The organism is Massilia yuzhufengensis, assembly GCF_900112225.1.
GTDB lineage: Bacteria > Pseudomonadota > Gammaproteobacteria > Burkholderiales > Burkholderiaceae_D > Telluria > Telluria yuzhufengensis.
This window is the reverse complement of record NZ_FOLD01000001.1, coordinates 204,232-229,837: the sequence shown is the minus strand read 5'-3', so window position 1 is coordinate 229,837 and position 25,606 is coordinate 204,232. Positions and strand designations below refer to the sequence as shown.

Here is a 25,606-nt window from a genome sequence, read left to right as displayed (position 1 = left end):
ATCGACGCACGTCTCATTTGCTGAAGTCCCATTTAAGACTTCATTAGATATGACGGCCAGCACTTCCAACCAAACTACACAGCGGTAAGGCGTTGCAGTTGGAAATGCTTGGCGCTAGCGACTGCCGTGAATTGACTCCGACGCGCTGTCACCACACGCACTGTCGAGCACGTCGAGTACAACTCGGCGCTACAAGTCACTCATTGCCAGCGCCAACCGTTCGGCCAATCCTGGGCGGTTGCAGACGTCAGCAGGGGACACAGACGGTGGCACAGACGACGACGGTTCGCGATACGACTTACAACCGGTTCGCTTCCGTTAGCTCAACGTGATCATGAGAAAACTTGAAAAGTTTGTAACCACCACATTTGAACTTCACTCTTGTGAACACCGAACTTGGCCAAGCAACTTTGTTGTCAGGGCGCAGCAAGAACCAGGAGATATTTCGCTTTGAGACAAAATTTAGAACATCGTTTTCGTTGTTCAGCTCCATAAAATCTACTAGCGCCGTAGCACGATCTTGCACCGGCGCAAACTTTGGCCCGAATGGACCAGCGCTCACGTAGCTCTGCCGTTCAGCCAGCGCAGTGAATATGAATTTCGGATCGTTCGCCGAGTCTTGAATAATTTCGGGGACTTCGCTTTTGTCCCGGATGAATTCGGCCGCCCTGACCAGACATTCAGGAGTAGCGTTAAAATCGGCATACCTTCCCATTTTCCAAGCAGGAAAGGTTTGAAGCCGCTCATAAAACGGTAGCGGTGCAAGCAGCGCAACTACTCCCGCAACACCCAGACTGAATTTGGAAGTGGAAGTGGCCGGTAACTTATCACCGAAGATAAGAAAATATGCAGTGCCGCCGGTCCACGCGGCTATGACGTAATAAGCCCAAACCAGAGGCCGGTTCATCATCTCATCGGGGGAACCGATTCCTCGAGTATCGTATGCAAGGCCCGTGGCCATAACGACATAATTAATAAGAACAATAACTGGAAATATCAGAACGACCAATGGCAAATGTTTGCGCGCCCCAATCAAAACGGCAGCCAAGGCGGGTAGCCAGAAGCCAAATGTCGAAACCAGAATCATTGTAACGGCATATAATCCCTGTAATGGCTTTGAGGGGCGCTCTACGAGAAATATACGAGTGAAAAAATCTTTAAGGCCACCTTGATCGAAATCATCCAACAGATCAGCCGAGTACTTCGGTATGCCACTAAAATCAAGCGTCAATAACGGAACCTTACCTGTGCTTTGTGACAATGCTATCACCGCAATAAATAGTGCGATTCCCAAAATTCCGAGAAATACGCGAAGACGAAGCTTGATTGTCTCGAAAAATATGCATGGGTAAATCATTATCAAGAACGCGTTTGCAACAAACACATGCGCTTTGTAAAACAAACTCATTGTTAGAAATATATAGGCCACCAAAATAAAGCTATACTTCTGACGGCGGCATGCCTCTAGTATGAACATCCATGATATTGCAGCGCAAGCAATGCCATACAGCATGCCGAGATTGACTTGAGCGAGGAAGCTGTAACTCAGATATCTATTCCCAAAACCTTGGTGATAAGCGTCGGGAAGCAAAACGACTGCGACCACGCCTACGACTGCCGGCCATCGTCCTAATAGCGTGGAAATCAGAGAAAATGCGCCAAGGCCGGTCAGAAAAATTCCGAATGGAAGTTGAAAGCCTGAGTATGCTTCCAAAGCAGACAAGGGTGTGACAAGGGTCACGGCGGCCGCCGTGACATAACTGGCGAAATGATAAATTGGTGCAGCAACCCCGGCAAGGCGAAGGTCATGTATGGTGGCTACGCCACGTGCCTGTGCGAACTCGCTGATTTCTCGCACATGGATGAAGGTATCCTGCCATGTCTGATAAATCATCACGCCATTTTTAGCTATCGTCGGCGCTTGGGAATCGGTTACCCAGATAGTCGCAGCGATACCTGAAACTACGACTGCAAGCAGCGCCGGGATAGGATCGTAAACATTCGGGTTCGCAATAACGCGCTTACGCAATACCCATAATCCAGCAAGACATACCAGCGCCATGATGAGGAGGTTGACTCTCATGCCAAGCGTTGACACCAGCGTCAAAATGAAGAACGCGGTGTTAAATACGAAAAACCCTGATAAAAGCTGCAGCGGAAAGCCGGCAACCTGCGTGAAGCGATCGCGTATAAGAGTCAGGAAAATTTTCCCGTACCCAGCAAACAGTCCAATCAGAAATAGATAGGACGCCAACGCACGCAACGAAAAGTTTTCAGCGATGCGCCAATGCCAGAAGCTCAAGAACAATACCGTTAAAAATGGTGCGGCTAGAGCGATTCGAGTTTGCCTCTCTTGCGCAGCTGCGAGGAAGGACGGAAATTTCAGAATTGGCATGGGCGGTCGATGAACGGTTGGCGCTACTGACTGAGAGATGCATGAGTGCTTGCGATATCTCGTTTGCGACCAAAATTTTGGACTCGCAACAAGTCATGAAATCGTAGGACGACACTCATCAGTGGCAAGATGGTACCGCAGAAGATGGGGACAGTGCATGACCGTTGTATTTTGTTAATGACATCAAAAAATGGTTGCAGATATGCTAAAATTTGCGCAAGTATGTACGGTCGCGCTCGACGACCTCCTACTATACAAAGTCTTCCTTTCAAATGATGGTAAATATTCCTGCAACAGTTCACCCAACGTTGAGCATCGTGTCGACGATGTACCGATCGCGGCGCTTTCTTGACCAGTTCCTGGCAGAGTCTGTACAAGCGGCCAAGGAAAGCGGCTGCGAGAGTTTTGAAATCGTTCTCGTGAACGACGGATCGCCAGATGATTCTGTAGGCTATGCGATCAGTCGGCGGCAGGATATTCCTGAGTTGGTCATTGTCGATTTATCGCGCAACTTCGGCCATCACTACGCCATGCAGGCAGGCCTGCGTCATGCCAGGGGCGACCTCATTATGTTGATCGATTGCGATTTGGAGGTGTCGCCGCTTGTCTTAGGTGAATTCAAAGCGAAGCTGCAAGCGACAGATTGTGACATGGTTTATGGTTTCCAAGAACTGCGAAAAGGCGGCTTGTTTGAACGAGCTAGTGGAGGATTTTTCTACAAGACGTTCAATTTGCTCAGTGATATCCAAATTCCCGAGAATATAGCAACCGAACGCTTGATGACTCGACGCTACGTCGAAGCGTTGCTCCAACTAGGCGACTATAATCTATTTATGGGCGGAATGATGAGTTGGACAGGCTTCGATCAGGTTGGACTTTCCCTCAAGAAAAAACAAAGAGAGGGTAAAAGCAGCTACACACTGTTGCGACGGATACACCTCATGATAAATGCGGTGAGCTCATTTTCTGCAATGCCGCTAGTCTGGATGTTCAATATCGGGATGATGATTACTTCAGTGAGCTTTCTATATTTATTTTATCTACTTTTCCGCAAACTTGTTTTTGATGACGCTGTTATCGGATTTACCTCAATGATGGCAGTGATGACGCTGAGTCTCGGCATCTTGACAACTGGCCTAGGAATTATAGGAATCTACTTAGGGAAAGTTTTTACTCAAGTACAAAACCGTCCCACTTACATAATCAAGGACATTTATCGCTAATGCGCATCGGTGCTCCGGCGTCCGGCAGGTTACCTGAGCAGGAAGGAATATGCAGGTTCTTATATACGGTTCACGGGAATTTTCCCATACGGTCGCGGAACTCGTCACTGACTGTGGCCACGATGTCGTCGGATTTATTGATGATTTCACGCAGGGCGCGCAAATCGTAGGTTCACTCGAAGAGGTACGACTAAGCCATCCACCCGGTGAATATGGCGTTGCACTGGCAGTGGGATATAACAATATGCCAGCACGTTGGGAAGCTTGGCAACAAATACGCGCTGCCGGCTACGCGGCCCCTGCCCTGGTGCACCCACGCGCCTATGTAGCGGGATCTGCCACGGTTGAGGACGGAGCCATGCTCATGGCAGGCAGCGTAGTCGATGTTCGCGCGAGAATTGGCGAGATTGTCGTTGCTTGGCCAGGATCGTGCGTCAACCATGATTGCGTGGTCGGCGCTAATTGCTTTATTTCTCCTAACGCGACGTTATGTGGCTATGTTAACCTCGGCGCGCACAGTTTTGTCGGCGCAGGAGCTGCAATTGTCGATCATTGCGATGTCCCACCGTCGACAAGAATCAAGATGTTATCAAGTTTTTTGAAGGCGCCAGCATGAAGAAGGTTGTAGTACTGCAGTCGAACTACATCCCGTGGAAGGGCTACTTCGATCTCATCCACGACGCTGATGTGTTCATTTTCTACGATGATGTGCAATACACAAAGAATGACTGGCGAAACCGCAACAAAATTATGATGGCTGGCGGCCCCAAGTGGCTCACCATCCCAACCGGCACCAACGCAAATCGCCTAATTTGCGAAGTGGAACTCACCGATACCAATTGGCAGGCTTCGCACTGGGAAAGCATAAAGCAGAACTACCGCGGCAGCCCGTTTTTCAAACTGTATCGTCGGTTTTTTGAAGATGTCTATCTGGCTCGCCGCTGGCAGTCACTTTCCGAGCTGAATCAGCACGTTATTAAGAGTATTTCCTCTGAGCTGCTCGGCATCGACGTCAAGTTCGACGACTCGCGCCATTACGCGCTCACCGGGCAGCGCCTGGATCGGTTGATCGATCTGGTTCGGCAAACGGGAGCCACGCACTACATTTCTGGGCCGGCGGCAAAAAGCTATATAGAGGAGGAGCGATTCCGCGATATCGGCGTCCAACTTGTATGGAAAGATTATTCAGGATATCCGACTTATCCGCAAACTCCACCACCGTTTGACCACGGCGTATCTATCATTGATCTGCTATTTAATACAGGTCCAAACGCTGCAGACATGATCTGGGGATGGCGCGGTGCGAAAGTTGAAGTATGAGGACGACGCTTTCCCAATTTCTGCGTTTCGCAATAGTCGGCGTCGCTTCAAATGCTCTGGGATTTCTCTGGTATCTGTTACTCACATGGCTAGGGCTTGGACCAAAGTCCGCAATGAGTCTGCTTTTTCTGATCGGAACGCTGCAGACGTTTTTTTTCAATAAGCGCTGGTCTTTTCAGCACGATGGGCCGGACCGCCTTGTGCTGCCGCGTTACTTGCTGGCCTACGGCGTTGGTTACCTGTTTAATCTGACCATGCTCATTCTCCTTGTGGATTATGCGCACTACCCACATGCACCGGTTCAGGCAATCATGATCGCTACGGTGGCCGTTCTGATGTTTCTGCTTCAAAAATTTTGGGTATTCGGTCCAAGCTCAACCCACTCAGCCAAGGTCTCGCAATGACTATTCCATTCAATAAACCTTACATGACCGGCAAGGAACTTTGGTTCATAGCGCAAGCACATGCAAACGGTCATCTTGCGGGCGACGGCATTTTTACCAAACAGTGCTCAGGCTGGCTTGAGAACCGTACAGGCGCAGCGCGCGTGTTGTTGACACATTCGTGCACCGCTGCGCTTGAAATGGCCGCTATTCTCGCCGATATACGGCCTGGCGATGAGGTCATCATGCCGTCCTACACCTTCGTATCGACAGCTAACGCTTTCGTCTTGAGGGGCGCCACCCCTGTATTTGTCGATATTCGGTCAGACACTCTCAACATTGACGAGACCAAGATCGAAGCGGCCATTACTACACGCACTAAAGCAATTGTCCCCGTACATTATGCCGGCGTTGGTTGCGAAATGGACGTGATCATGGAGATCGCTCGTCGGCACGAGCTGCTGGTGATTGAAGATGCTGCGCAAGGCGTGATGGCGACTTATAAGGGGCGCGCACTCGGCAGTATTGGACATATGGCCACTTTTTCCTTCCACGAAACAAAAAACATCATTTCCGGGGAGGGCGGGGCATTATTGGTTAATGACTCGCGCTTCATCGAGCGTGCCGAAATCATCAGGGAAAAGGGAACGAATCGAAGCCAGTTTTTCCGGGGGCAGGTTGACAAATATACGTGGGCAGATTGTGGATCGTCTTACCTGCCGGGTGAGTTGATATCTGCATTCCTATGGGCTCAGATGGAAGAAGCGACCGGTATCACCGACAGGCGCCTGGCAATCTGGAACCGGTATCATGCTGAGTTAGAGTCGTTCGAAGCGGCCGGAAGGCTGCGTCGACCAGCTTTGCCGTCCAACACGATGCACAACGCTCATATGTATTACGTGCTCCTGCCCAGTTTGGACAGCCGCACAAAGTTCATTGCCGGAATGAAGGAATCGGGCGTCTCGACAGTATTCCATTACGTTCCGCTGCACTCTTCCCCACACGGCAAAGTCGTGGGAAGAAGCCATGGTGATATGAGTAATACCGATGAGCTTAGTGACCGGCTGGTTCGTCTGCCCCTCTGGGTTGGATTGGAAACGGTGCAGGATCAGGTCATACGCGCTATTGGGGCACAACTGCACCGGTAGGACCTAGGCTACTCTACCGTTAATTTCCAATTTACAACTTCAGTCGACGAGGCTGCTACATCTCACCCGTGCGAGAAGGCGGCGAGCGTCGGATACTGCGGAGGAAAATGATTGGTGCGGCTGGCGGGGATCGAACCCACAACCCTTGGCTTCGGAGGCCAATACTCTATCCATTGAGCTACAGCCGCACGGGAGGGAAACAGAAGTGATGCCGAAGGATACAGAAATTCGGGCGTGCCGTCCATGGAAAGGGTGGCGTCCACACAATTTGCGTGCCACAGTGAATTACTTTACGTCTATAATCGGCCGTTTGGCGGCGTTTCCAAAAAAGCACGCATGGGTGCAGGCGCCGGGAAGGTAGCAGGTTTTTTTAATGGTATTAAGGAAATCATGAGCGACGCACACCACGAACACGAATCAGTCATCCGCACTCCGAAGCAGCTCATCGTCGCTGTCGCCGGTTTCTTCCTGGTCATTGTTATCGGCATCATCCTGCTGGTCGTCTTTGCCACCAGCGACAAGCTGACGGGCGCTGGGACCACCTCCCAAAGCACTGAAGCAGTTGCCGATCGAATCCGTCCGCTGGCTGAACAGGACTTCACCTTGGTCGATGCCAACGCGCCGCGCGTCCTGCAGGCAGGCAGTGCCGTCTATGCGGCGGTGTGCGCGGCCTGCCACGACAGTGGCGCCGCGGGTGCGCCCAAGACGGGCGATACCGCGTCGTGGGGTGCGCGCCTGGGCCAGGGTTACGACACCCTGGTCAAGCATGCGATCGAAGGCATCCGCGCCATGCCCGCCAAGGGCGGCAATCCCGACCTGGACAACGTGGAAGTGGCGCGTGCCGTTGTGTTCATGACGAACAAGAGCGGAGCCAGCTTCAAGGAACCGGCCGCGCCGGCTCCGGCCCCTTCGGCGGTGGCGGCGGAAGCCGCGGCAATGCCGGCGCCAGCTGCAGCGGTTGCTGCGCCGGCAGCAGCAGCGGCTGCCCCCGCTGCGGCGCCCGCGGTGGCCCAGGCGTCCGGCCAGGGCGTCTACAACGCGGCCTGCGTGGCCTGCCATGGCGCTGGTATCGCCGGCGCGCCGAAGCTGGGCGACAAGGCGGCATGGACCGCACGCATCGCGCAGGGCGCACCGACACTCTACGAGCACGCCATCAAGGGCTTTCAGGGCAAGGCCGGCATGATGCCGCCAAAAGGCGGATCGACGGCGCCCGATGCGGACATCAAGGCTGCCGTGGATTACATGGTCGCGGCATCGAAATAAGCGTGGCGGCAGGGCCGATCAAACACCCCGGACCGGATCCGGGGTTTTTTTCGCCTTCAGGGTGAAGACGGGGACGCCGCCAGGCAGCCGCCGAAGTCGTCGAATGCCCCGTAGCGCGGCTTGTCCGCTCGTGCCGGCCCGCACAGGTCGGGCACTGCGTCACTGGCAGCCATGCGGCGTTCCACCGGCTCGCGCCAGCGGAAGTCGAAGTCGAGCGGGTCGCGGAACAGTGCGCGCTGGGGATGGCTGCCGGCATACAGCCGCGCCGCCGACGAATACCGGTTGTCCCCCATGTGGACGATCCCGTTGTCGCGGCTGCGGATGATGCCATCGACCAGGTTGCCGTCGATCTTGGCGCTGCTGGTGGCGAAGCGCACGGTGATGCCGCCAGTGTCGACCAGCGTATTGTGGATCAACTTGCTGCGCGCAGCCGCGTTCAGGTAGATGCCGTCGTCCGAGCATGAGGCAACCAGGTTGGCACGTAAAGTACTGTCTTCCTGCTCGGTGATGCACCTGCCGTCGCGGCAGAACTCCCTCCCGGTACCACCGCCCCCCAGCGACAGGCCGACGCGCTGGCCTGGCGCCCCGCGCAGGCGGTCTTCGCACAGCACCACATTTTGCTCGAGCAGGTTATTGCTGCCGGCGCCCTTGACGAAGGCGCCATAACTGACGCCGTCGCTGGCGCCCTTGATGAAATCGCTGATCAGGTTGCGGCGGATGACCCAATGGCTGGCTGCAACCACGTCGACCGGCGTGACCGAACTGGTGGTCACGCGAATGCTGGTGTTGCGCAGCGTATTCGATTCGAGCAGCCCATGATCGGGGAAGCGCCCCTGTTCGGCATTGACCTTGACGTGTGCGTTGAAGTCGACCATCAGGTTGTTCACCGCCGCGAAATGGTGGGCATTGCCCACCACATGGAAGGCGTGCTCGCAGCCGTCACTGCAGACGCCCTGCAGCGACAGGTTTTCGAAACGCCAATACGGTGCCGATACCTTGAACCCTTCGATCGTATTCAAGGCCAGGTGGACACTACCGGCCTTGTCCGCCCGCACCACGATCGGCGCGCCGGCATGGCCAGGCCGCGCCACCTCGACGGTACGGTTGACCTGGTAGCTGCCGGGCATGAGGGTAATGACCTGGCCTGGCTGGGCCGCCGCAATCGCACGCAGCAGGCCGTCGCCGTCGGAGACCAGCACCACCTGGCCGTCCGGGACGCCGGCAGCATAGCTGGAAGCCTGCATCCCTACCCTGCCGCTCCACCCCTGCGCGCGTAATGGCTGGTTGCCGCGGTCCGCGCCGACCAGCCATCGGCTGGTGGCCTGGCCGATGCTTTCGAACACCGAGTTGTGGCCCTCGCTGCGGCGTTCGACATACGGCCCGAGCGAACGTGGCGTAATGCCGGCATCGTCGAGGTAGTACAGCGTGGTGGCGCCGGCAGCCGCCGCCAGCGCCAGGCCCAGCCCCCCGAGCAGGAAGACGCGGCGCATGGTCCTGGGCCGGCCGCGGCGCGAACGGTGGATGGTGCCGGAGTGAGAGGAAGGAGTGCGCATGGTCTCGGGTCGAGGCAGAGTGTTGGCGTGAAATAAAAGAAGGCCACGACATGATCGTGGCCTTCTTCGTCTTGGGTCAATACAAATTTACCAGATGATCACGCGATCCTTCGGCGCCAGGTACATCTTGTCGCCCGGCTTGACGCCAAAGGCTTCATAGAAGCCCGGCTGGTTCTTCAGGGTGCCGTTGGCGCGGTACTGGCCCGGCGAGTGCGGGTCGGTCTTCACCTGGGCGATCTGGGCCGGCTCGCGCATTTTCGAGCGCCACACCTGGCCCCAGCCCATGTAGAAGCGCTGGTCGCCCGTGAGGCCATTGATCACCGGCGCCTTCTTGCCCTTCAGCGACAGCTTGTAGGCTTTGTACGCGATCGCCAGGCCCGAGTTGTCGCCGATGTTCTCGCCCAGGGTCAGTTCGCCGTTGACGTTGTAGCCAGGCAGCGGGCTGTAGGCGTTGTACTGGCTGACCAGCACCTTGGTCTTCTCGGCGAAGCGCTTGCCGTCCGCCTCGGTCCACCAGTTGCGCATATTGCCGTCGCCGTCGTACTGCGAACCCTGGTCGTCGAAGCCGTGGCTGATCTCGTGGCCGATCACGGCGCCGATGCCGCCGTAGTTCACCGCGTCGTCGGCGCCGGCGTCGAAGAACGGCGGCTGCAGGATCGCGGCCGGGAACACGATTTCATTGAGTTCCGGGTTGTAGTAGGCGTTGATGGTCTGCGGCGTCATGCCCCATTCGTCGCGGTCGATCGGTTTGCCCAGCTTGTTCACTTCGCGGTTCGATTCCACCACGCGCGAGCGCATCACGTTGCCCACCAGGTCGTCGCGCTTGACGCTCAGGGCCGAGTAATCCTTCCACTTGTTCGGGTAGCCGATCTTCGGGGTGAACTTGGCCAGCTTGGCCTGGGCTTCCTTCTTGGTTGCCGGGCTCATCCAGTCGATGGTGTCGATCGACGATTTATAGGCCGCCAGCAGGTTCTTCACCAGGACTTCCATGCGCGCCTTGCGCTCGGCCGGGAAGTGCTCTTTCACGTACAGCTTGCCCACCGCGTCGCCGAGCGAGCCTTCGATGGTGGTGACGCCGCGCTTCCAGCGCGGTTCCAGCTGCGGTGCGCCCGACAGCGTGGTGCCGTGGAAGGCGAAGCGCTGGTCGACGAAGGCCTTGGACAGGTAGCTGGCGTAGCCGTTCACCAGGTGCAGCTGCAGGTAGACCTTCCAGGTCTCGAGCGGCACGCGGTTCACGACTTCGGCCATGCCCTTCAAGTAGCTTGGCTGGCTGACGATCACATAATTGGCCTTGGCGCCGATACCCGATTCCGCCAGCCACGCGTTCCAGTCGAAGCCAGGGGCCAGTTCGGCCAGCTTCGCGGTATCGACCTTGTTATAGGTCTTGACCGGGTCGCGGTTCTCGACCTTGGTCCACTGGATCTTCGCCAGTTCGGTTTCCAGCTCGACGACCGCTTTCGCGTTGGCGGCGGCGTTCTTGTCGCCGGTTAGCGCCAGCATTTTTTCCACGTGCTGCTGGTACTTGGCGCGGGTGTCGGCCAGCTTGGCGTCGTCCAGCTTCAGGTAGTAGTCGCGGTCGGGCATGCCCAGGCCGGTCTGCACCAGGTCGGCCACGTACTTGGTGGAGTCCTTGGCATCCTGGTGGATGTAGAAGTCGTAGGGCGTGGTGACGCCCAGGCGGCCCAGGCGCGCGAAGGTGGCCGGCAGTTCGGCCTTGTCCTTGATGGCGGCGATCCGGGCCAGCTCGCCGTTCAGGGGGCTGATGCCCAGCTGCTCGAGGCGCGCTTCGTCCATGTAGCTGGCGAAGAAGTCGCCGATCAGCTGCTCTTCCGAGCCGGCGCGGGCGCCCTGGGTGGCGGCCGATTTCTCGATGATGGCGCGCAGCTGCGGCTGGGTGTCGTCGTGCAGCTTGTGGAAGGCGCCCCAGCTCGATTTGTCGGCCGGGATCTCGACGGTCTTGAGCCACTTGCCGTTCAGGTGTTCAAAGAAGTCGTCCTGGGCGCGCACGCCCGGTTCGACGTACTCTAAAGCGATGCCGGGGGACAGCACCGCCGCGGCCTTGGCCTTGGTGGCGGGGGTGGTTTTGGCGGATTCGGCGTGTGCCACCGATGCCACCAGGATCAGCGCCGCAGCGCTCAGCAGATGTCGTTTCATGGGTCTCTCCGTGTTGTGCTTGTTGTTGTCGTTATAGGAAAACGGGCCGGGGCTTGCGCCACCGGCCCGTCTGTTTTACTGCCTGCTTACCAGATGATCACGCGGTCCTGCGGCGCCAGGTACATCTTGTCGCCCGGTTTCACGTCGAAGGCCTGGTAGAACTCCGGCATGTTCATCACGGTGCCGTTGGCGCGGAACTGGCCCGGCGAGTGCGGGTCGGTCTTGACCTGGTTGATCTGCTGGGCTTCGCGCATTTTCGAGCGCCACACCTGGCCGAAGCCCATGAAGAAGCGCTGGTCGCCGGTGAGGCCGTCGATGACCGGGGCCGGCTTGCCGTGCAGCGACAGCTTGTAGGCCTTGTAGGCGATCGACAGGCCGGCGTTGTCGCCGATGTTCTCGCCCAGGGTCAGTTCGCCGTTCACGTTATAGCCTGGCAGCGGCGAGAAGCCGTTGAACTGCTTGACCAGCTTGTCGGTGCGGGCCTTGAAGGCGGTGCGGTCCGACTCGGTCCACCAGTCGCGCAGGTTGCCGTCGCCATCGGACTGGCTGCCCTTGTCGTCGAAACCGTGGCCGATCTCGTGGCCGATGACGGCGCCGATACCGCCATAGTTCACCGCGTCGTCGGCACGCATGTCGAAGAACGGCGGTTGCAGGATCGCGGCCGGGAACACGATCTCGTTGGTGGTGCTGCGGTAGTAGGCGTTCACGGTCTGCGGCGTCATGCCCCATTCGGTGCGGTCGACCGGCTTGCCCAGTTTATTGAGCTGGTAGTTGTAGCGGAAGGTCGCGGTGCGCATCGCGTTGCCGACCAGGTCGTCGCGCTTGATCGTGAGCTTCGAGTAATCGCGCCACTTGTCCGGGTAACCGATCTTCGGCGTGAACTTGGCCAGCTTGGCGCGGGCTTCCTTCTTGGTGTCAGGGCTCATCCACTCCAGGTTGTCGATCGACTGGCCGTAGGCGATGATCAGGTTCTTCACCAGCTCTTCCATGCGCGCCTTGCGCTCGGCCGGGAAGTGGTCTTTCACGTACAGCTTGCCCACCGCTTCACCCAGCGCGCCTTCCACCGTGCCGACGCCGCGCTTCCACAACGGCGCCTGCTCGCTCACGCCCGACAGCGCGGTGCCATAGAACGAGAAGCTCTGGGCCACGAAGGCCTTGGTCAGCTGCGGCGAGAATTCGCGCAGCAGCTGCCATTCGAAGTAGGACTTCAGGGTGGCCAGGTCGGTCTTGGCCAGCACGTCGTTCAGGCCGGTGAAATAGCTTGGCTGGTTGACGATGATGGTGTCGAGCTTGTTGCCGACGCCGGCCGCGGCCAGCGCCGCGTTCCAGTCGTAGCCCGGCGCCAGCTTGCCCAGCTCGGCGACCGTCATCTTGTTGTAGCGCTTGACCGGGTCGCGGTTCTCGACGCGGGTCCACTGCACCTTGGCCAGCTCGGTCTCGAAATCGACGATGGCCTTGGCCTGGGCCGCGGCATCCTTCACGCCGGCGAGCGCCAGGGTCTGCTCGACGTGCTTCAGGTACTTGGCGCGCACTTCGGCTAATTTTGCGTCGTCCTGCTTCAGGTAGTAATCGCGGTCCGGCATACCGAGGCCGCCCTGCGAGATGTACACCACATGCTCGGTCGACTTGCGCATGTCCTGGCTGACGTAGATGCCATATGGGGACGACACGCCGATCCTGGCGAGGTGGGCCACCAGGGTCGGCAGGCCCTTCTTGTCCTTGAGCGAGCGGATCTTCTGCAGTTCGCCGTTCAGGGGTTTGGTGCCCAGCGCTTCGCGGCGCGCTTCATCCATGTAGCTGGCGTACAGGTCGCCGATCTTCTGGGTCTCGGAGCCAAGCTTGGCCGACTTGTCCGCCTGCGCCGCCTCGATGATGGCCTTGATCTGCGGCGTGACGTCGTCGCGCAGCTTCATGAAGGTGCCCCAGCTAGCCTTGTCGCCCGGGATCTCGGTGGTCTTGAGCCACTTGCCGTTCAGGTGGGTGAAGAAATCGTCCTGCGGACGCACGCTGGTGTCGATGAATTGCGTGTCGATGCCCGAGATCGGGGCGCCGGCCGGCTTGGCAGGTGCGTTATCCGCCGCGTTGGCGAAAGCCGCCATCATGGACAGGGTCAGGGTGCTCAAAAGGAGTCGCTTCACGGGGTAGTCCTCAGTTGCTGGGAAGGTTGCTGGAAAACGGACGGCTTGTGGCCGCCCGGGTAAGGTTGCGCATCAGAGCTTGAGCTCCAGGCGCACGCCCACGGTCGCGTAAGTGCGCGCCTGGGTCGAAGTAAATACCTCGGGCACGGTCACGAAACGCGCCGTGTCGTAGTTCTTCGCCAGCAGGTTATTGCCGAACACGCGCAGCTGCGTATTGGCGGAATAACGCCACAGGCCATACAGGTCGAGCTGGCGCTTGGACCCCTGGCGCGACAGCTCTTCGTCGCTCAGCTGCACCAGCAGTTCCGGCGTCCAGTTCAGGCTCGCGCCCAGGGTCAGCGGCTTGCTCTTCAGGCGCCAGTCGGCGCCCAGGTTGGCGGTCTGCTTGGCCTGGCCCTCGATGCGGTTGTACGGCCCGCGAATGCCGTCGACGTTCGACCAGAAGCGGCTGTAATTGGCGCGCACGTCGACGTTCGGCGCGTCCTGCATGACGTCGGCCAGCGTGAACTTCGCTTCCAGTTCGATGCCGCTGGTCCTGGCCTTGCCGACGTTGATGGGGCGCGAGATCCAGCGCAGGCCCTGGCTGGTCGGCACTTCCTCGACCACGCGGCGGATCAGGTCATCGACATTGCGCACGAAGGCGCTGGCCGAGACGATGCCGGTCTTGCTGATGTAGTGCTCGTAGGCCAGGTCGATGCCGGTCGCCAGCTCGGGTTTCAGGGCCGGGTTGCCGCTGCGGTCCGGACGCACGAAGGAGTTGTCGGCCGAGATGGTCGGCGCGGCGATCATGTCCTGCAGCGGGGCGCCGCGGTAGCTGCGCGTGAGGCTGGCGCGGACCTGGTCCTTCTCGGTGCCGGGCAGGCGCCAGACGGTGTGCAGCACCGGGCTCCAGACGCGGCTGGTGTTCTTGACGTCCACCGCGCGGCCGTCGCTGGTGGTGCGGATGCCTTCCCAGCGCAGGCCCAGGTAGGCCGACCAGCGTTCGGTGATGTCCCATTCGTCCTGCACGAAAAACGCCACGCGGCGCTGTTCGGCCGACAGGTTGGCGCCCGATTCCTCGTACAGCGGGCCGCCGTCGTCTTCCGAGACCTGGGTCTGCTCCAGGCGCGAGCCTTCCAGGTCCCAGCCGGCCGCCAGCAGGTGGCCCTTGCCGATCGGGCGGGTGTACTTGCCGGAGTTCTGCAGGCCGCGGTAGCGGGTGTCGCCTTCGTCGTTGAACACGCGCAGCGGCTCGCCGCCGAAGCCGAAGGTGCGGCGCTGGCTGCTGCTGTCGTTGTTCATGCCGCCGCCGCTGAGTTTGAAGTCCAGCTTGGCGCCGCCTTCCATGCGGTGCAGCCAGTTGCTCATCACACGATAGAAGGCCATGTCCGATTCGGACTGCTGGGCCAGGCGCGCGTACACCGGCGTGCCACCCAGGCGCTCGACCTGGTTGGCCAGGCGGCTGCTGCTGCGGTTGATGCCGATGAAGGGCTGCAGCGTCAGCGTGTCCTTGTTGTCGAAGGTGTAGGTGAAGCGCGGGGTCGCGTGCAGGCCGGTGGAACGGCTGTCGCTGCGGCCTTCCAGCAACTGCTTGCTATCGAGGCTGCCGTCGCGGCGCTCGACCCGGTCGTAGGTGGTGCTGTCGCTCTCGTTGCGGTTCTGGCTCACCATGACGTTGGTCAGCCAGGACAGCTTGCCCGACTTGCCGGGAATCGCCACCGAGACGTTGGGCGAGTGCTGGCCGCGGGTCACGCTGTCGCTCAGGCGCACCTGCCTGTCCTTCTGCTGGTAGCCTTCGCGCAGGATGATGTTGATGGTGCCGGCAATGGCCTGGGTGCTGTGCTCGGCGACCGGGCCGCGCATCACCTCGATGCGTTCGACCTGGTCGGGCGGCAGCGACTCCAGCGAGAACCCCGGAGGCGGACGCTCGCCATTGACCAGCATCTGGGTGTAGCCGTTGCCCATGCCGCGCATGCGCACGCCACCGCCGCCACGGCCGCCCGGGGCGCCGCCCATGGTCACGCCGGGCAGGCGCTTGAGGATGTCGCCCACATTGCTGTCGCCGTTGCGGTCGAGTTCCTCGCGGCCGAACACCATCTTGCCGGCGGTAGACAGGCGGCGCTGGTCGGTATCGTTGGCGCGGCTGCCGCTGATGGTCACCTGCTGCATGTCGCCGCTGGCCGGGGCTTTCTTGACTGGTACTGCCGGCGTTTCCGTCGCCTGCAGTGGCGCCGGGGGCGTTTCCGGCGCCGCCGACTGGCCGCCGGCGTGCGCTGCGGCCGAGCCGAGCATCGCCACGCAGGCGATCGATACGATTTTCTTCATCTTTATTGTTTTATACCGTGAACATCCCGAATGCGCGCCCACCGTCCACGACGGTAGGGGGCTTCAGGCATTCTAGCGGCTGCACATGGGGCAGCAACGGCCCCAGGGGCTTTTTTACTTTTCGATACATGCAATCCGGGTGATATCGCATATGCATGTGTTGGTACGTCACAACACCGTGCGGTGACGCAGGGAGCGCTTGCGTGGGAACTGTAGAATCGGAAAGAAAAAAGCCCGCGGAGGGGGCCGCGGGCAAAGACCACTTCAAACAGTGGAGAGAGAGAAAAACTGAGATTGACTATAGGTTTGTGCTGTTGCGCTCGCTTGGACTCTTACATTTGCTTACCAAGCTGACCGCCACGTAACAGGTGTTTAGCGATCGGGCGTATACTAGGCTTGCGCTATCTCATGCTTCGCAGCTGTGGCGGTCAACCGGAAAAACCATGGGCTCCACTTTCAAGAATTCCTGTCTCGTCGGCCTCGGCGCCATTGCCGGCGTCGCGGTGACCATGCAGTTTTCCGCCCTGGCCCAGAAACCGGTCGAAGCCGGCATGCCGATGGCCGAGCTGCGCCAGCTGGCCGACGTCTACGGCGTTATCAAGTCCACCTATGTCGAACCGGTCGAAGACAAGGCCCTGCTGTCGCAGGCCATCACCGGCATGGTCGCCTCGCTCGACCCGCATTCCGCCTATCTTGACCCGCGCGCCTACCGCGAGCTGCGCGAAGGCACCGAGGGCCGCTTCGTCGGCCTCGGCATCGAAATCTCCGAAAGCGACGACGGCTACGTCGAGATCGTCGCTCCCATCGAGGATTCGCCGGCCTGGCATGCCGGCATCAAGGAAGGCGACCTGATCACCCAGATCGACGGCCATCCGGTGCAGGGCGTGCCGATCGACGAAGCGATCAAGCGCATGCGCGGCGAGCCGGGCACCAGGGTGGTGCTGACCATCGCGCGCAAGGACAGCCCTGCCCTGCTGCGCTTTACCATCGAGCGCGGCGAGATCATCCAGAAAAGCGTCAAGGCGAAAATGGTCGAGCCGGGCTACGCCTGGCTGCGCATCTCGCAGTTCCAGGAGCCCACCGTGGACGACATGGCGGCCAAGCTGCAGGCCCTGTACCGCCAGGACCCGGACCTGAAAGGCCTGGTGCTCGACCTGCGCAACGATCCCGGCGGCCTGCTGCAGGGCGCGATCGGCGTCGCCGCCGCCTTTTTACCGAAAGACGCCGAGATCGTCTCGACCAATGGCCAGCTGGCCGATTCGCGCCAGCGCTTCTACGGCCGCCCCGAGTTCTACATGCTGCGCAGCGGCGGCGACCCCTTGTCCAAGCTGCCGCCGGCCTTCAAGAAACTGCCGATGGTGGTGCTGGTGAATACCGGCTCGGCCTCGGCCTCCGAAATCGTGGCCGGCGCGCTGCAGGACTACAAGCGCGCCATCATCCTTGGCAGCCAGACCTTCGGCAAGGGCTCGGTGCAGACCATCCGCCCGATCGGCCGCGACGCCGCCGTCAAGCTCACCACTGCGCGCTACTACACCCCGGCCGGGCGCTCGATCCAGGCGCGCGGCATCGTCCCCGATTTCCCGGTCGACGAAACCGCGGACGGCGACGGCCTGAACGCGCTGCGCATGCGCGAAGCCGACCTCGAGCGCCACCTGTCGAACGACCGCGACAAGGAAGAAGCCACCCGCGCCGACGACCTCGAAGAACAAATGCGCCTGCTGGCCGAAGCGCGCCTGCGCAAACCGGTGGACTATGGCAGCAGCGAGGACTTCCAGCTGGCCCAGGCCCTGCGCCACCTCAAGGGCGAAAAGGTGCAGCTCTCGCGCCGCGCCGGCGGGGCCACCCTGGCGCAGCACGCGCGCTGAGCTCCTCGGGCCTGTCAAATCCGACAATTCCCACGATAAGCACGAGCGTGTAGAATTCCTGCATCTCACGGGCAACTCCCGTTATTTCCTTTGAAAGTCCCAACATGAAACCTGTCGTCATCAGCGGCACCGGCCTGTTTACGCCCCAGTATTCCATCTCCAACGACGAGCTGGTGACGGCCTATAACGCCTACGTCGAGCTGTTCAACCAGGACAATGCCGCGGCCATCGCCGCCGGCGAAACCACTGCGCTGGAAGCCTCGAGCAGCGGCTTCATCGAAAAAGCCTCGGGCATCAAGTCGCGCTACGTGATGGAAAAGGAAGGCATCCTGGACCCGCGCCGCATGACCGCGCGCATCCCGGAACGGCGCGACGATGAGCTGTCGCTGCAGGCCGAGATGTGCGTGGCCGCGGCGCGCGAAGCGCTGGAGCGCGCCGGCAAGCAGGCCACCGATATCGACATGGTGCTGGTGGCCTGCTCCAACATGCAGCGCGCCTATCCGGCCATGGCGGTCGAAGTGCAGGACGCGCTGGGCATCGACGGCTTCGGCTTCGACATGAACGTGGCCTGCTCTTCGGCCACCTTCGGCATCCAGACCGCGGTCGACGCGGTACGGAGCGGCCGCGCGCGCGCCGTGCTGATGCTGAACCCGGAAATCACCAGCGGCCACCTGAACTTCCGCGACCGCGACAGCCACTTCATCTTCGGCGACGCCTGCACCGCCGTGATCGTGGAAGCGGCGGACACCGCGACGTCCGCACACCAGTGGGAAATCCTGGACAGCAAGCTGAAGACCAAATTCTCGAACAACATCCGCAACAACTTCGGCTTCATGAACCGCTTCGACGAAGCCGGCGTCGGCGCGCCGGACAAGCTGTTCCGCCAGCAGGGGCGCAAGGTGTTCAAGGAAGTGTGCCCGATGGCCGCCGAGATGATCGCCGACACGGTGCAGAACTCAGGCCTCCAGATCGCCGACGTCTCGCGCTACTGGCTGCACCAGGCCAACCTGAACATGAACCTGCTCATCGCCCGCACCCTGCTGGGACGCGACGCGGAGCCGAACGAGGCGCCGGTGATCCTCGACACCTACGCCAATACCTCGTCGGCGGGGTCGATCATTGCGTTCCACAAGTACCAGGATGATTTGCCGAGCGGGGCGAACGGGGTGATTTGTTCGTTTGGGGCGGGGTATTCGATTGGGTGTGTGGTGGTGCGCAAAAAATGAGGTAGTGGTGCGCATGCAAACTTGGGTTCCGGCCTGCGCCGGAACGACGGTTCCAAGACTAACTAATACAGGAACCTTCGCCTGACCGCACACTAAATCAACGTCGTCCCGGCGCAGGCCGGGACCCAATTTTGCTCGCGTAACAAACAGCGCTGTTAAAGCCCCGCCCCCACCACCGCCCCCTCCCGAATCGCCCGCTTCGCATCCAGCTCTGCCGCCAGCGCCGCCCCACCGATCTTGTGGAAGCGCGGCCCGCCAGTAACCCCTTCCGCCGGCATCAGCTCCGCCAGGCTCTCCTGCCCCGCGCACACCACCACGTTGTCCACCGCCAGCAGGCGCTGCTCGCCGCCGACGGTGATGTGCAGGCCCGCGTCGTCGATGCGGTCGTACTGCACGCCCGCCAGCATCTGCACGCCATTCCTCACCAGGGTGGCGCGGTGCACCCAGCCCGAGGTCTTGCCCAGGCCCGCGCCGGGACGGGTGGTCTTGCGCTGCAGGAGCCAGACTTCGCGCGGCGGGTGCGGCGGCACGGGAGCGGCCAGGCCGCCCGCAGCGCTCGATGATGGGTCGACGCCCCACTCCGCCATCCAGTGCGGTGTCGGCACCGGCAGCGGCACGGCCGGGTCGTGCACCAGGAACTCGCCCATGTCGAAACCGATGCCGCCCGCGCCAATGATGGCCACGCGCCGCCCCACCGGCTTCTTCTCGCGCAGCACCTCCAGGTAGCTCAGCACCTTGGGATGGTCGATGCCCGCGATCTTCGGCTTGCGGGTGGTGATGCCGGTGGCGACGATCACGTCGTCATAACCGCCGGCCAGCAGTTCTTCGCGCGTCACGCGCTGGTTCAGGCGCACATCGACGCCGGTGAGTGCGAGCTTGCGGCCGAAGTAGCGGATGGTCTCGGCGAATTCTTCCTTGCCGGGCACCTGCATGGCGACGTTGAACTGGCCGCCGATGCGGTCCAGCCCATCGAACAGCGTCACCTGGTGGCCGCATTCGGCTGCCACGGTGGCTGCCGACAGGCCGGCCGGCCCGGCGCCCACCACCGCCACGCGGCGCGGCCGCGCGCTCTTCCTGAACACCAGTTCGGTCTCGTGGCAGGCGCGCGGGTTCACCAGGCAGCTGGCGCGCTTGTTCGAGAAGGTATGATCGAGGCAGGCCTGGTTGCAGGCGATGCAGGTGTTGATCTCGTCGCTGCGGCCACTCGCCGCTTTCGCGACCCAGTCGGCATCGGCCAGGAAGGGCCGCGCCATCGACACCAGGTCGGCGCTGCCCTGCGCCAGCAGCGCTTCGGCGTCGGCCGGCATGTTGATGCGGTTCGAGGCCACCACGGGGATGCCCACTTCGGCGCGCAGGCGCCCCGCCACCTGGGCGAAGGCCGCGCGCGGCACCGAGGTGACGATGGTGGGAATGCGGGCCTCGTGCCAGCCGTAGCCGGTGTTCAGGATGGTGACGCCGGCCGCCTCCAGGGCCTTGGCCACCGCCACCACTTCTTCCCAGGTGTTGCCGCCTTCGACCAGGTCGAGCACCGAGTGGCGGTACATAAGGATGAAGTCGGGACCGACTGCTGCGCGGATGCGGCGCACCACTTCGAGCGGGAGGCGCATGCGGTTCTCGATCGAGCCACCCCATTCGTCAGTGCGCTGGTTGGTGCGGGTGCACAGGAACTGGTTGAGCAAATAGCCTTCGCTGCCCATCACCTCGACGCCGTCGTAGCCGGCCATCCGGGCCAGCTTCGCGCAGCGCGCATACGCGGCGATGGTGGACTCGATGCCGGCGGCGTCGAGCGCCTTGGGCTTGAATTTCGAGATCGGCGACTTCAGGGCCGACGCCGACACGACGAAGGGCTGGTAGCCGTAGCGGCCCGCGTGCAGGATCTGCAGCACGATCTTCCCGCCTTCTTCGTGCACCGCGCGCGTGACGCGCCGGTGGTTGGGCACGTCGCCGACGAAGTTGAGGGTACCGCCGAAGGGCAGCAGCCAACCCTGGCGGTTGGGCGAGATGCCGCCGGTGACGATCAGGCCGGCGCCGCCGCGCGCGCGTTCGCGGTAGAAGGCGGCCAGCTTGCCATAGTTGTAGAAACGGTCTTCGAGCCCGGTGTGCATCGAGCCCATGATCACGCGGTTCTTCAGGGTCGTGAAACCCAGGTCGAGCGGCGCGAGGAGATTGGGGTAAGTGGTATGCGTCATCACGGCATTACACCGTGATTTCGTGGAGGGTTGGTACTAAAGATCAGGACAGCAGGGTGTCGCGGTCGCGCAGCTCGGCGAACTGTTCGATGCTGCCGATGTTGATGACCACCGGATTCAGGCTCGCGCCCGGCGACATCGAACGCCAGGCGAACTGCCATTCCTTTTCCTGGGCCTGGCCCAGGCTTTTCGAAAAGGCCGCGCCCAGCGGCGAGCGCACGCCGTACTCGACCTGGCCATCGATGCCGGCCCAGTTGGGCAAGGTGCGCTGTACCGCGCGGTGCAGGCGTTCGCCGAACAATTCGGTGTTGTGGATCACCAGGCAGCGGTCGGCGGGACTGAACACGTCGAACAGCTGCTTGTCCCAGGCGGTGGAGAACGACAGGGCCAGGAAGCCGCCATCGGGCAAGAGGCGGAACTGGCCGCGCAGCGCGGCTTCGAGTTCGTCTTGCGGCGCGTAGCGGTAGAGGGTCGGGGGGCGTTGGTAGTCGTGCATGATTCAATCAATCAGTAAAAAGCGCTAGCGGGACCGCTTGAGGGACAGCGTATGCTGCTCGCGCATGAAGCGCGAGGCGATGAAGATCTCGCGCAGGAAAAAGACGAAGCTGCTGATCAGGCCCAGCATCGCGATCACGAACAGCCCGGCGATGTACTGGTCCAGCGGCAGGTTGGTGGTGTCGCCCAGGAACAGCAGGGCAATGACAAGGCAGACCATGAGGCCGCAGGCGGTGCTGGACGTGATCGCGGTATTGATCAGGTGGGCGCGCACGTACAGGGTTTCGCGCTCGGAGAAGAATTCTTCATCCGGGCCCTGCTTGAGCACGTCATCCAGCACGCGGGTTCGGTCGATGATGCGCGCCAGCCGATTGGTCAGCACGGTGAGCTTGGTCGCCACCCCGGTCAGCAGGAACACCGGCGCGATCGCCAGCTGGATGACGTGGCCGATGTCGCTGATCTGGATATTCATGGGCATGGGAACACGCGGCTTTGTTGTAGGTTTGGACAGTAGTGTAGCAGCCGCCACGCGGCCCCGGCACCGGGTAGGGCTTAATCGAAGCGCCGGTGGCGCTTGAACTGCTCGGTGGCGCCCACCAGCGCGCGCGCGATGCCGGTCTCCAGCGCCCCGTGGCCGCCGTCCGGAATCATGTGCAATTTTGCGCCGGGCCAGGCCTGGTGCAGGCGGTAAGCCGACAGCGGCGGGCAGATCACGTCGTAGCGGCCCTGCACGATCACCGCCGGCAGGTGGGCGATACGTTGGACATCGCGCACCAGCTGGTCTTCGTCCAGGAAGGCGCCGTGCAGCATATAGTGCGATTCGAGGCGGCCCACGCCCAGGTCGAGCGCATCGGACGCGGCTTCTTCGGGCTGCGGCAGCAGGAACACGCGGCGGCCTTCGAAGCGGCTCCAGGCGCGCGCGGCCGGCCAGTAGACGTCCGGGTCGCTGCACAGCAGGCGCTTCGTATACGCCTTCAGCAGGTCGCCCCGCTCGTCCAGCGGGATGGGCGCGACGAATTCTTCGTACAGCTCCGGGTAGAACCACTGGACGCCGTTCAGGAACCACTCCACTTCCGCCTTGGTGCACAGGAAGATCCCGCGCAGCACGAAGCCGAGGCAGCGTTCCGGGTGGGCTTGGCCGTAGGCCAGCGCCAGGGTCGAACCCCAGGATCCGCCGAAGACCAGCCACTGCTGGACGCCAAACATGGCGCGCAGGCGCTCGATGTCGTCGATCAGCAGCTGGGTCGTGTTGGCGCGCCACTCGCCCAGCGGGGTCGACTTGCCGGCGCCGCGCTGGTCGAACAGGATCACGCGGTAGGCATTCGGGTCGAAGAAGCGGCGGTGCTGCGGCGACAGGCCGGCGCCAGGGCCGCCATGCAGGAACAGGACCGGGATGCCGTTCGGGTTGCCGACTTCTTCCCAGTAGATCGTGTGCAGCGCGTCGACGGCGAGCATGCCGTGGCGGATGGGCTGGATCGGGGGGAACAGGGACGGCGGCGTAGCGGGCATGACGGCTCTCTCGGCAGGTGAGAGCCGATTGTAGCGTACGCCCCGCCCTTTCAAAAGAAGGTGTTCAGCGCCTGGGTCACCGTGTAGGCGTCGTCCACCGCCAGCAGGACCTGCCACTTGTCGAAGGTGGTGCAGGGGTGGGAGATGCCGCAGCCAACCAGGTCGCCAACCCCGAGCTGGTTTCGTATCTCGCCGTCCGGCAGCGCCAGGTAGGCATGCTGGTCGTTCATCTTGACGATGCTGCAGCCGGGCGGCAGCGCGCCTGGCTGGGTGGCATCGCTGCCCGGACGGTGCATGAACAGCGGCACCGGCAGGTCGATGTCGTAGGAAGCGTCGCGCTTGCCCATCGTGAGGATGGCCAGGCCCGGCTCCGGGCGCGACTGCACCATGCTCCAGACTTCCAGCGCCGGCCGCAAGCCCTCGGCCTGCGCTTCGCGCGCGTCCAGCTTGGCTAGCAGGCGCTTGTACGAGCCGTGGTCGCTGGTGAGATAGCAGCCACTGCGCAGCACTGGACGCACCGGGCGCGACAGCCCTTCCACCCCGGCGAAGCCACGCGCGACCAGGTCGAAATAGGCCGAGCCGCCGGCCGACAGCAGGATCTCGGCGCAGCCGAACAGGTCTTCAATGTCGGCCGTCTTCACCAGTTCCACCAGCTGGGCCAGGAAAGCGTTCACGGCGCGCACGTCCGCATCGACATCGTCGGTGACCAGCAAGCCTTCGTAGCCTTCGAAGCCGGCCAGCGCCAGGCCGTCGGCATTGGCGATGGCGCGCGCGACGGCGAGCGCTTCCTCGTCCGTGCGGCAGCCAGCGCGCTTGCCGGCCAGGCCCAGTTCGACCAGTACCGGCAGCGGGCGCGCAAGCTTGCGGGTGGTAACCGCCTGCGACAGGCGCGCCACGCCTTCCAGCGAGTCGGCCAGCACGAAGCATTCGAAATCGGGATCGTCATGCAGCAGCGCCAGCACGGCCTCGATGTCGGCGCGCGCCACCAGCTGGTTGGCCAGCAGCACCCGGCGCACATTGAAGCGGTGCGCCACCTGCACCTGGGTGGCGCTGGCCAAGGTGATGCCCCAGGCGCCATTGGCCAGCTGGGCCGCGAATAGCTGCGGGCTCATGGTGGTCTTGCCGTGCGGAGCGAGGGTGGCCCCGTGGCGCGCGCAGAAGTCGCGCATCCAGTGCAGGTTGTGGACGAGTGCAGTTTCCTTGAGCACTGCCACCGGGAAGGAAGTGTCGCCGCGCAGCACATTCCAGCCCTGCACGCCGATGGCGCCCTGGCGCAGGGGTTCTATCAGGGGCAGGCCCTTGGTGCCGGGCGGGAGCAGTTGTTCGTCGAGGCTGGACAGGGCGAGGCCGTCGCGGGGCAGGGTGTGCATGGAAAATCCCGTGAAGTGAATATCGTCACGCCTATTTTAGCGGTGTGGCGACGGTCGAAAAAAAAGCACCGCCGCAGCGGTAATGCCGTTCAGTCAGGCTGAACCTATTCCTTCGTTAACGTAAAAACGTCGTTCCGGCGGAGGCCGGAACCCAATTTGTGCTCGCGCTGCGGAAACGCTTGCAAAATTAGGTTCCGGCCTGCGCCGGAACGACGTGCAAATTGCAACTAACTGAACAGCATTACCGCCGCAGCGGTGCTCTTCGTGGCGTAAAGCCGCGCTTACTGCATGTGCTGACCGCCATTGATGGCGATATTCGCACCGGTGACAAACGCCGCTTCATCCGAAGACAGGTAAGCCACCAGGCCGGCGACTTCTTCCGGCTTGCCCAGGCGGCCCATCGGGATTTGCGGGATGATCTTGGTTTCCAGCACTTCGCTCGGGATGTCCATCACCATCTTGGTGCCGATGTAGCCTGGCGAGATGGTGTTGACGGTGACGCCCTTGCGCGCGACTTCATAGGCCAGGGCCTTGGTGAAGCCGTGCATGCCGGCCTTGGCGGCCGAGTAGTTGGTCTGGCCGAAGGCGCCCTTCTGGCCGTTGACCGACGAGATGTTGATGATCCGGCCCCAGCCGCGCTCGACCATGCCGTCGCAGACCGGCTTGGTCATGTTGAACACGGAATCCAGGTTGGTCTTCATCACCGCATCCCAGTTCGGCTTGTCCATCTTCTTGAAGGTCATGTCGCGGGTGATGCCGGCGTTGTTCACCAGCACGTCGATCGGGCCGACGTCCTGCTCGACCTGGCGCACGCACTCCTGGGCCGAATCGTAGTCGGACACGTCGCAGGCATAGGCCTTGAAGTCAAAGCCCTGCTCGCGCATGCTGCCCAGCCAGGTGTCGGCCTTCTTGCTGCCCGGCGAAAAAGTGGTGACAACCTTGTATCCCAAAGCGGCCAGCTTGATGCACACCGCTTCGCCCAGACCGCCCATGCCGCCCGTCACTAATGCTACTCGTGCCATTGTCTTCTCCAGTTTTATTGTCAGTCACTTCGTCCTGCTAAAAACCTGC

General features: G+C 61.4%; 19 protein-coding genes and 1 tRNA gene. 8 read left to right on the top strand and 12 right to left on the bottom strand.

The features are described from left to right. Positions 1-298: 298 nt before the first annotated feature. Complete coding sequence (locus BM031_RS01055) at positions 299-2,395, bottom strand: hypothetical protein (protein ID WP_143084486.1); 2,097 nt, start codon at positions 2,393-2,395, stop codon at positions 299-301. A 317-nt stretch (positions 2,396-2,712) separates the two neighbouring features. On the opposite strand from BM031_RS01055, the gene BM031_RS01050 reads away from it, so the two are divergent. Genes BM031_RS01050 through rffA form a run of 5 tightly spaced genes read left to right on the top strand, consistent with a single transcriptional unit; the run spans position 2,713 to position 6,469 of the window. Then, on the top strand, positions 2,713-3,618 hold the full coding sequence (locus tag BM031_RS01050; RefSeq protein ID WP_218147546.1) for a glycosyltransferase family 2 protein: 906 nt from the start codon (positions 2,713-2,715) through the stop codon (positions 3,616-3,618). Between the two features lie 49 nt (positions 3,619-3,667). Next, the gene (locus BM031_RS01045) at positions 3,668-4,234 is read left to right on the top strand and encodes a PglD-related sugar-binding protein (RefSeq protein WP_091869914.1); all 567 of its coding nucleotides are present in this window, start codon (positions 3,668-3,670) and stop codon (positions 4,232-4,234) included. Continuing rightward, positions 4,231-4,938 (top strand): WbqC family protein, encoded by a 708-nt coding sequence (locus tag BM031_RS01040; protein WP_091869911.1) that lies wholly within the window; start codon positions 4,231-4,233, stop codon positions 4,936-4,938. Before BM031_RS01045 ends, BM031_RS01040 begins: the two co-directional genes overlap by 4 nt. Continuing rightward, positions 4,935-5,342 carry a GtrA family protein gene (locus BM031_RS01035; protein ID WP_091869908.1) on the top strand — a complete coding sequence of 136 codons (408 nt, stop codon included), beginning with the start codon at positions 4,935-4,937 and terminating at the stop codon, positions 5,340-5,342. Before BM031_RS01040 ends, BM031_RS01035 begins: the two co-directional genes overlap by 4 nt. Further along, on the top strand, positions 5,339-6,469 hold the full coding sequence (rffA, locus tag BM031_RS01030) for a dTDP-4-amino-4,6-dideoxygalactose transaminase (protein WP_091869905.1): 1,131 nt from the start codon (positions 5,339-5,341) through the stop codon (positions 6,467-6,469). Before BM031_RS01035 ends, rffA begins: the two co-directional genes overlap by 4 nt. Positions 6,470-6,581: 112 nt before the next feature. Here rffA and BM031_RS01025 read toward each other — a convergent pair. After that, positions 6,582-6,657 (bottom strand) — tRNA-Arg (locus tag BM031_RS01025). Between the two features lie 202 nt (positions 6,658-6,859). On the opposite strand from BM031_RS01025, the gene BM031_RS01020 reads away from it, so the two are divergent. Next, positions 6,860-7,732: a c-type cytochrome gene (locus BM031_RS01020; protein ID WP_091869902.1), complete on the top strand. Its 873-nt coding sequence runs from the start codon at positions 6,860-6,862 to the stop codon at positions 7,730-7,732. 56 nt (positions 7,733-7,788) lie between these two features. Here the strand turns inward: BM031_RS01020 and BM031_RS01015 are convergent, their stop codons facing one another. From BM031_RS01015 to BM031_RS01000, 4 genes are all read right to left on the bottom strand, one after another. Further along, on the bottom strand, positions 7,789-9,285 hold the full coding sequence (locus BM031_RS01015) for a right-handed parallel beta-helix repeat-containing protein (RefSeq protein ID WP_229408345.1): 1,497 nt from the start codon (positions 9,283-9,285) through the stop codon (positions 7,789-7,791). 87 nt (positions 9,286-9,372) lie between these two features. Beyond that, complete coding sequence (locus tag BM031_RS01010) at positions 9,373-11,439, bottom strand: M13 family metallopeptidase (RefSeq protein WP_091869896.1); 2,067 nt, start codon at positions 11,437-11,439, stop codon at positions 9,373-9,375. 86 nt (positions 11,440-11,525) lie between these two features. Further along, positions 11,526-13,577, bottom strand: a complete 2,052-nt coding sequence (locus BM031_RS01005) for a M13 family metallopeptidase (protein ID WP_091869893.1) — start codon at positions 13,575-13,577, stop codon at positions 11,526-11,528. 72 nt (positions 13,578-13,649) lie between these two features. Continuing rightward, positions 13,650-15,881: a TonB-dependent receptor plug domain-containing protein gene (locus BM031_RS01000; protein ID WP_091869890.1), complete on the bottom strand. Its 2,232-nt coding sequence runs from the start codon at positions 15,879-15,881 to the stop codon at positions 13,650-13,652. Positions 15,882-16,324: 443 nt separating this feature from the next. On the opposite strand from BM031_RS01000, the gene BM031_RS00995 reads away from it, so the two are divergent. Both BM031_RS00995 and BM031_RS00990 read left to right on the top strand, forming a co-directional pair. Next, positions 16,325-17,746 carry a S41 family peptidase gene (locus tag BM031_RS00995; RefSeq protein ID WP_091869886.1) on the top strand — a complete coding sequence of 474 codons (1,422 nt, stop codon included), beginning with the start codon at positions 16,325-16,327 and terminating at the stop codon, positions 17,744-17,746. A gap of 104 nt (positions 17,747-17,850) precedes the next feature. After that, positions 17,851-18,972: a beta-ketoacyl-ACP synthase III gene (locus BM031_RS00990; RefSeq protein ID WP_091869883.1), complete on the top strand. Its 1,122-nt coding sequence runs from the start codon at positions 17,851-17,853 to the stop codon at positions 18,970-18,972. Positions 18,973-19,127: 155 nt separating this feature from the next. Here BM031_RS00990 and BM031_RS00985 read toward each other — a convergent pair whose 3' ends face one another. The 6 genes from BM031_RS00985 to phbB form a co-directional block, all read right to left on the bottom strand. Then, a complete protein-coding gene (locus BM031_RS00985) occupies positions 19,128-21,161 on the bottom strand; it encodes an NADPH-dependent 2,4-dienoyl-CoA reductase (protein ID WP_091869880.1) in 2,034 nt (677 codons plus the stop codon). Positions 21,162-21,204: 43 nt separating this feature from the next. Next, positions 21,205-21,657, bottom strand: a complete 453-nt coding sequence (locus BM031_RS00980; RefSeq protein WP_091869876.1) for a hypothetical protein — start codon at positions 21,655-21,657, stop codon at positions 21,205-21,207. A 24-nt stretch (positions 21,658-21,681) separates the two neighbouring features. After that, a complete protein-coding gene (locus BM031_RS00975; protein WP_091869873.1) occupies positions 21,682-22,128 on the bottom strand; it encodes a DUF2721 domain-containing protein in 447 nt (148 codons plus the stop codon). An 80-nt stretch (positions 22,129-22,208) separates the two neighbouring features. Next, positions 22,209-23,165 carry a prolyl aminopeptidase gene (pip, locus tag BM031_RS00970; protein ID WP_091869870.1) on the bottom strand — a complete coding sequence of 319 codons (957 nt, stop codon included), beginning with the start codon at positions 23,163-23,165 and terminating at the stop codon, positions 22,209-22,211. A gap of 50 nt (positions 23,166-23,215) precedes the next feature. Further along, the gene (locus BM031_RS00965) at positions 23,216-24,535 is read right to left on the bottom strand and encodes an amino acid deaminase (RefSeq protein WP_091869867.1); all 1,320 of its coding nucleotides are present in this window, start codon (positions 24,533-24,535) and stop codon (positions 23,216-23,218) included. A 281-nt stretch (positions 24,536-24,816) separates the two neighbouring features. Continuing rightward, the gene (phbB, locus tag BM031_RS00960; protein ID WP_091869864.1) at positions 24,817-25,557 is read right to left on the bottom strand and encodes an acetoacetyl-CoA reductase; all 741 of its coding nucleotides are present in this window, start codon (positions 25,555-25,557) and stop codon (positions 24,817-24,819) included. Positions 25,558-25,606 lie beyond the last annotated feature (49 nt).

Excerpts from the sequence above, each read along its gene's own strand:
- BM031_RS00990 (WP_091869883.1), top strand. The coding sequence starts at position 17,851 with ATGAAACCTGTCGTCATCAGCGGCACCGGCCTGTTTACGCCCCAGTAT.
- BM031_RS01010 (WP_091869896.1), bottom strand. The coding sequence starts at position 11,439 with ATGAAACGACATCTGCTGAGCGCTGCGGCGCTGATCCTGGTGGCATCG.
- BM031_RS00975 (WP_091869873.1), bottom strand. The coding sequence starts at position 22,128 with ATGAATATCCAGATCAGCGACATCGGCCACGTCATCCAGCTGGCGATC.
- BM031_RS01015 (WP_229408345.1), bottom strand. The coding sequence starts at position 9,285 with ATGCGCACTCCTTCCTCTCACTCCGGCACCATCCACCGTTCGCGCCGC.
- BM031_RS00965 (WP_091869867.1), bottom strand. The coding sequence starts at position 24,535 with ATGCACACCCTGCCCCGCGACGGCCTCGCCCTGTCCAGCCTCGACGAA.
- BM031_RS00995 (WP_091869886.1), top strand. The coding sequence starts at position 16,325 with ATGGGCTCCACTTTCAAGAATTCCTGTCTCGTCGGCCTCGGCGCCATT.
- rffA (WP_091869905.1), top strand. The coding sequence starts at position 5,339 with ATGACTATTCCATTCAATAAACCTTACATGACCGGCAAGGAACTTTGG.
- BM031_RS00980 (WP_091869876.1), bottom strand. The coding sequence starts at position 21,657 with ATGCACGACTACCAACGCCCCCCGACCCTCTACCGCTACGCGCCGCAA.
- pip (WP_091869870.1), bottom strand. The coding sequence starts at position 23,165 with ATGCCCGCTACGCCGCCGTCCCTGTTCCCCCCGATCCAGCCCATCCGC.
- BM031_RS01035 (WP_091869908.1), top strand. The coding sequence starts at position 4,935 with ATGAGGACGACGCTTTCCCAATTTCTGCGTTTCGCAATAGTCGGCGTC.
- BM031_RS01055 (WP_143084486.1), bottom strand. The coding sequence starts at position 2,395 with ATGCCAATTCTGAAATTTCCGTCCTTCCTCGCAGCTGCGCAAGAGAGG.
- BM031_RS01040 (WP_091869911.1), top strand. The coding sequence starts at position 4,231 with ATGAAGAAGGTTGTAGTACTGCAGTCGAACTACATCCCGTGGAAGGGC.
- BM031_RS00985 (WP_091869880.1), bottom strand. The coding sequence starts at position 21,161 with ATGACGCATACCACTTACCCCAATCTCCTCGCGCCGCTCGACCTGGGT.
- BM031_RS01045 (WP_091869914.1), top strand. The coding sequence starts at position 3,668 with ATGCAGGTTCTTATATACGGTTCACGGGAATTTTCCCATACGGTCGCG.
- phbB (WP_091869864.1), bottom strand. The coding sequence starts at position 25,557 with ATGGCACGAGTAGCATTAGTGACGGGCGGCATGGGCGGTCTGGGCGAA.
- BM031_RS01000 (WP_091869890.1), bottom strand. The coding sequence starts at position 15,881 with ATGAAGAAAATCGTATCGATCGCCTGCGTGGCGATGCTCGGCTCGGCC.
- BM031_RS01020 (WP_091869902.1), top strand. The coding sequence starts at position 6,860 with ATGAGCGACGCACACCACGAACACGAATCAGTCATCCGCACTCCGAAG.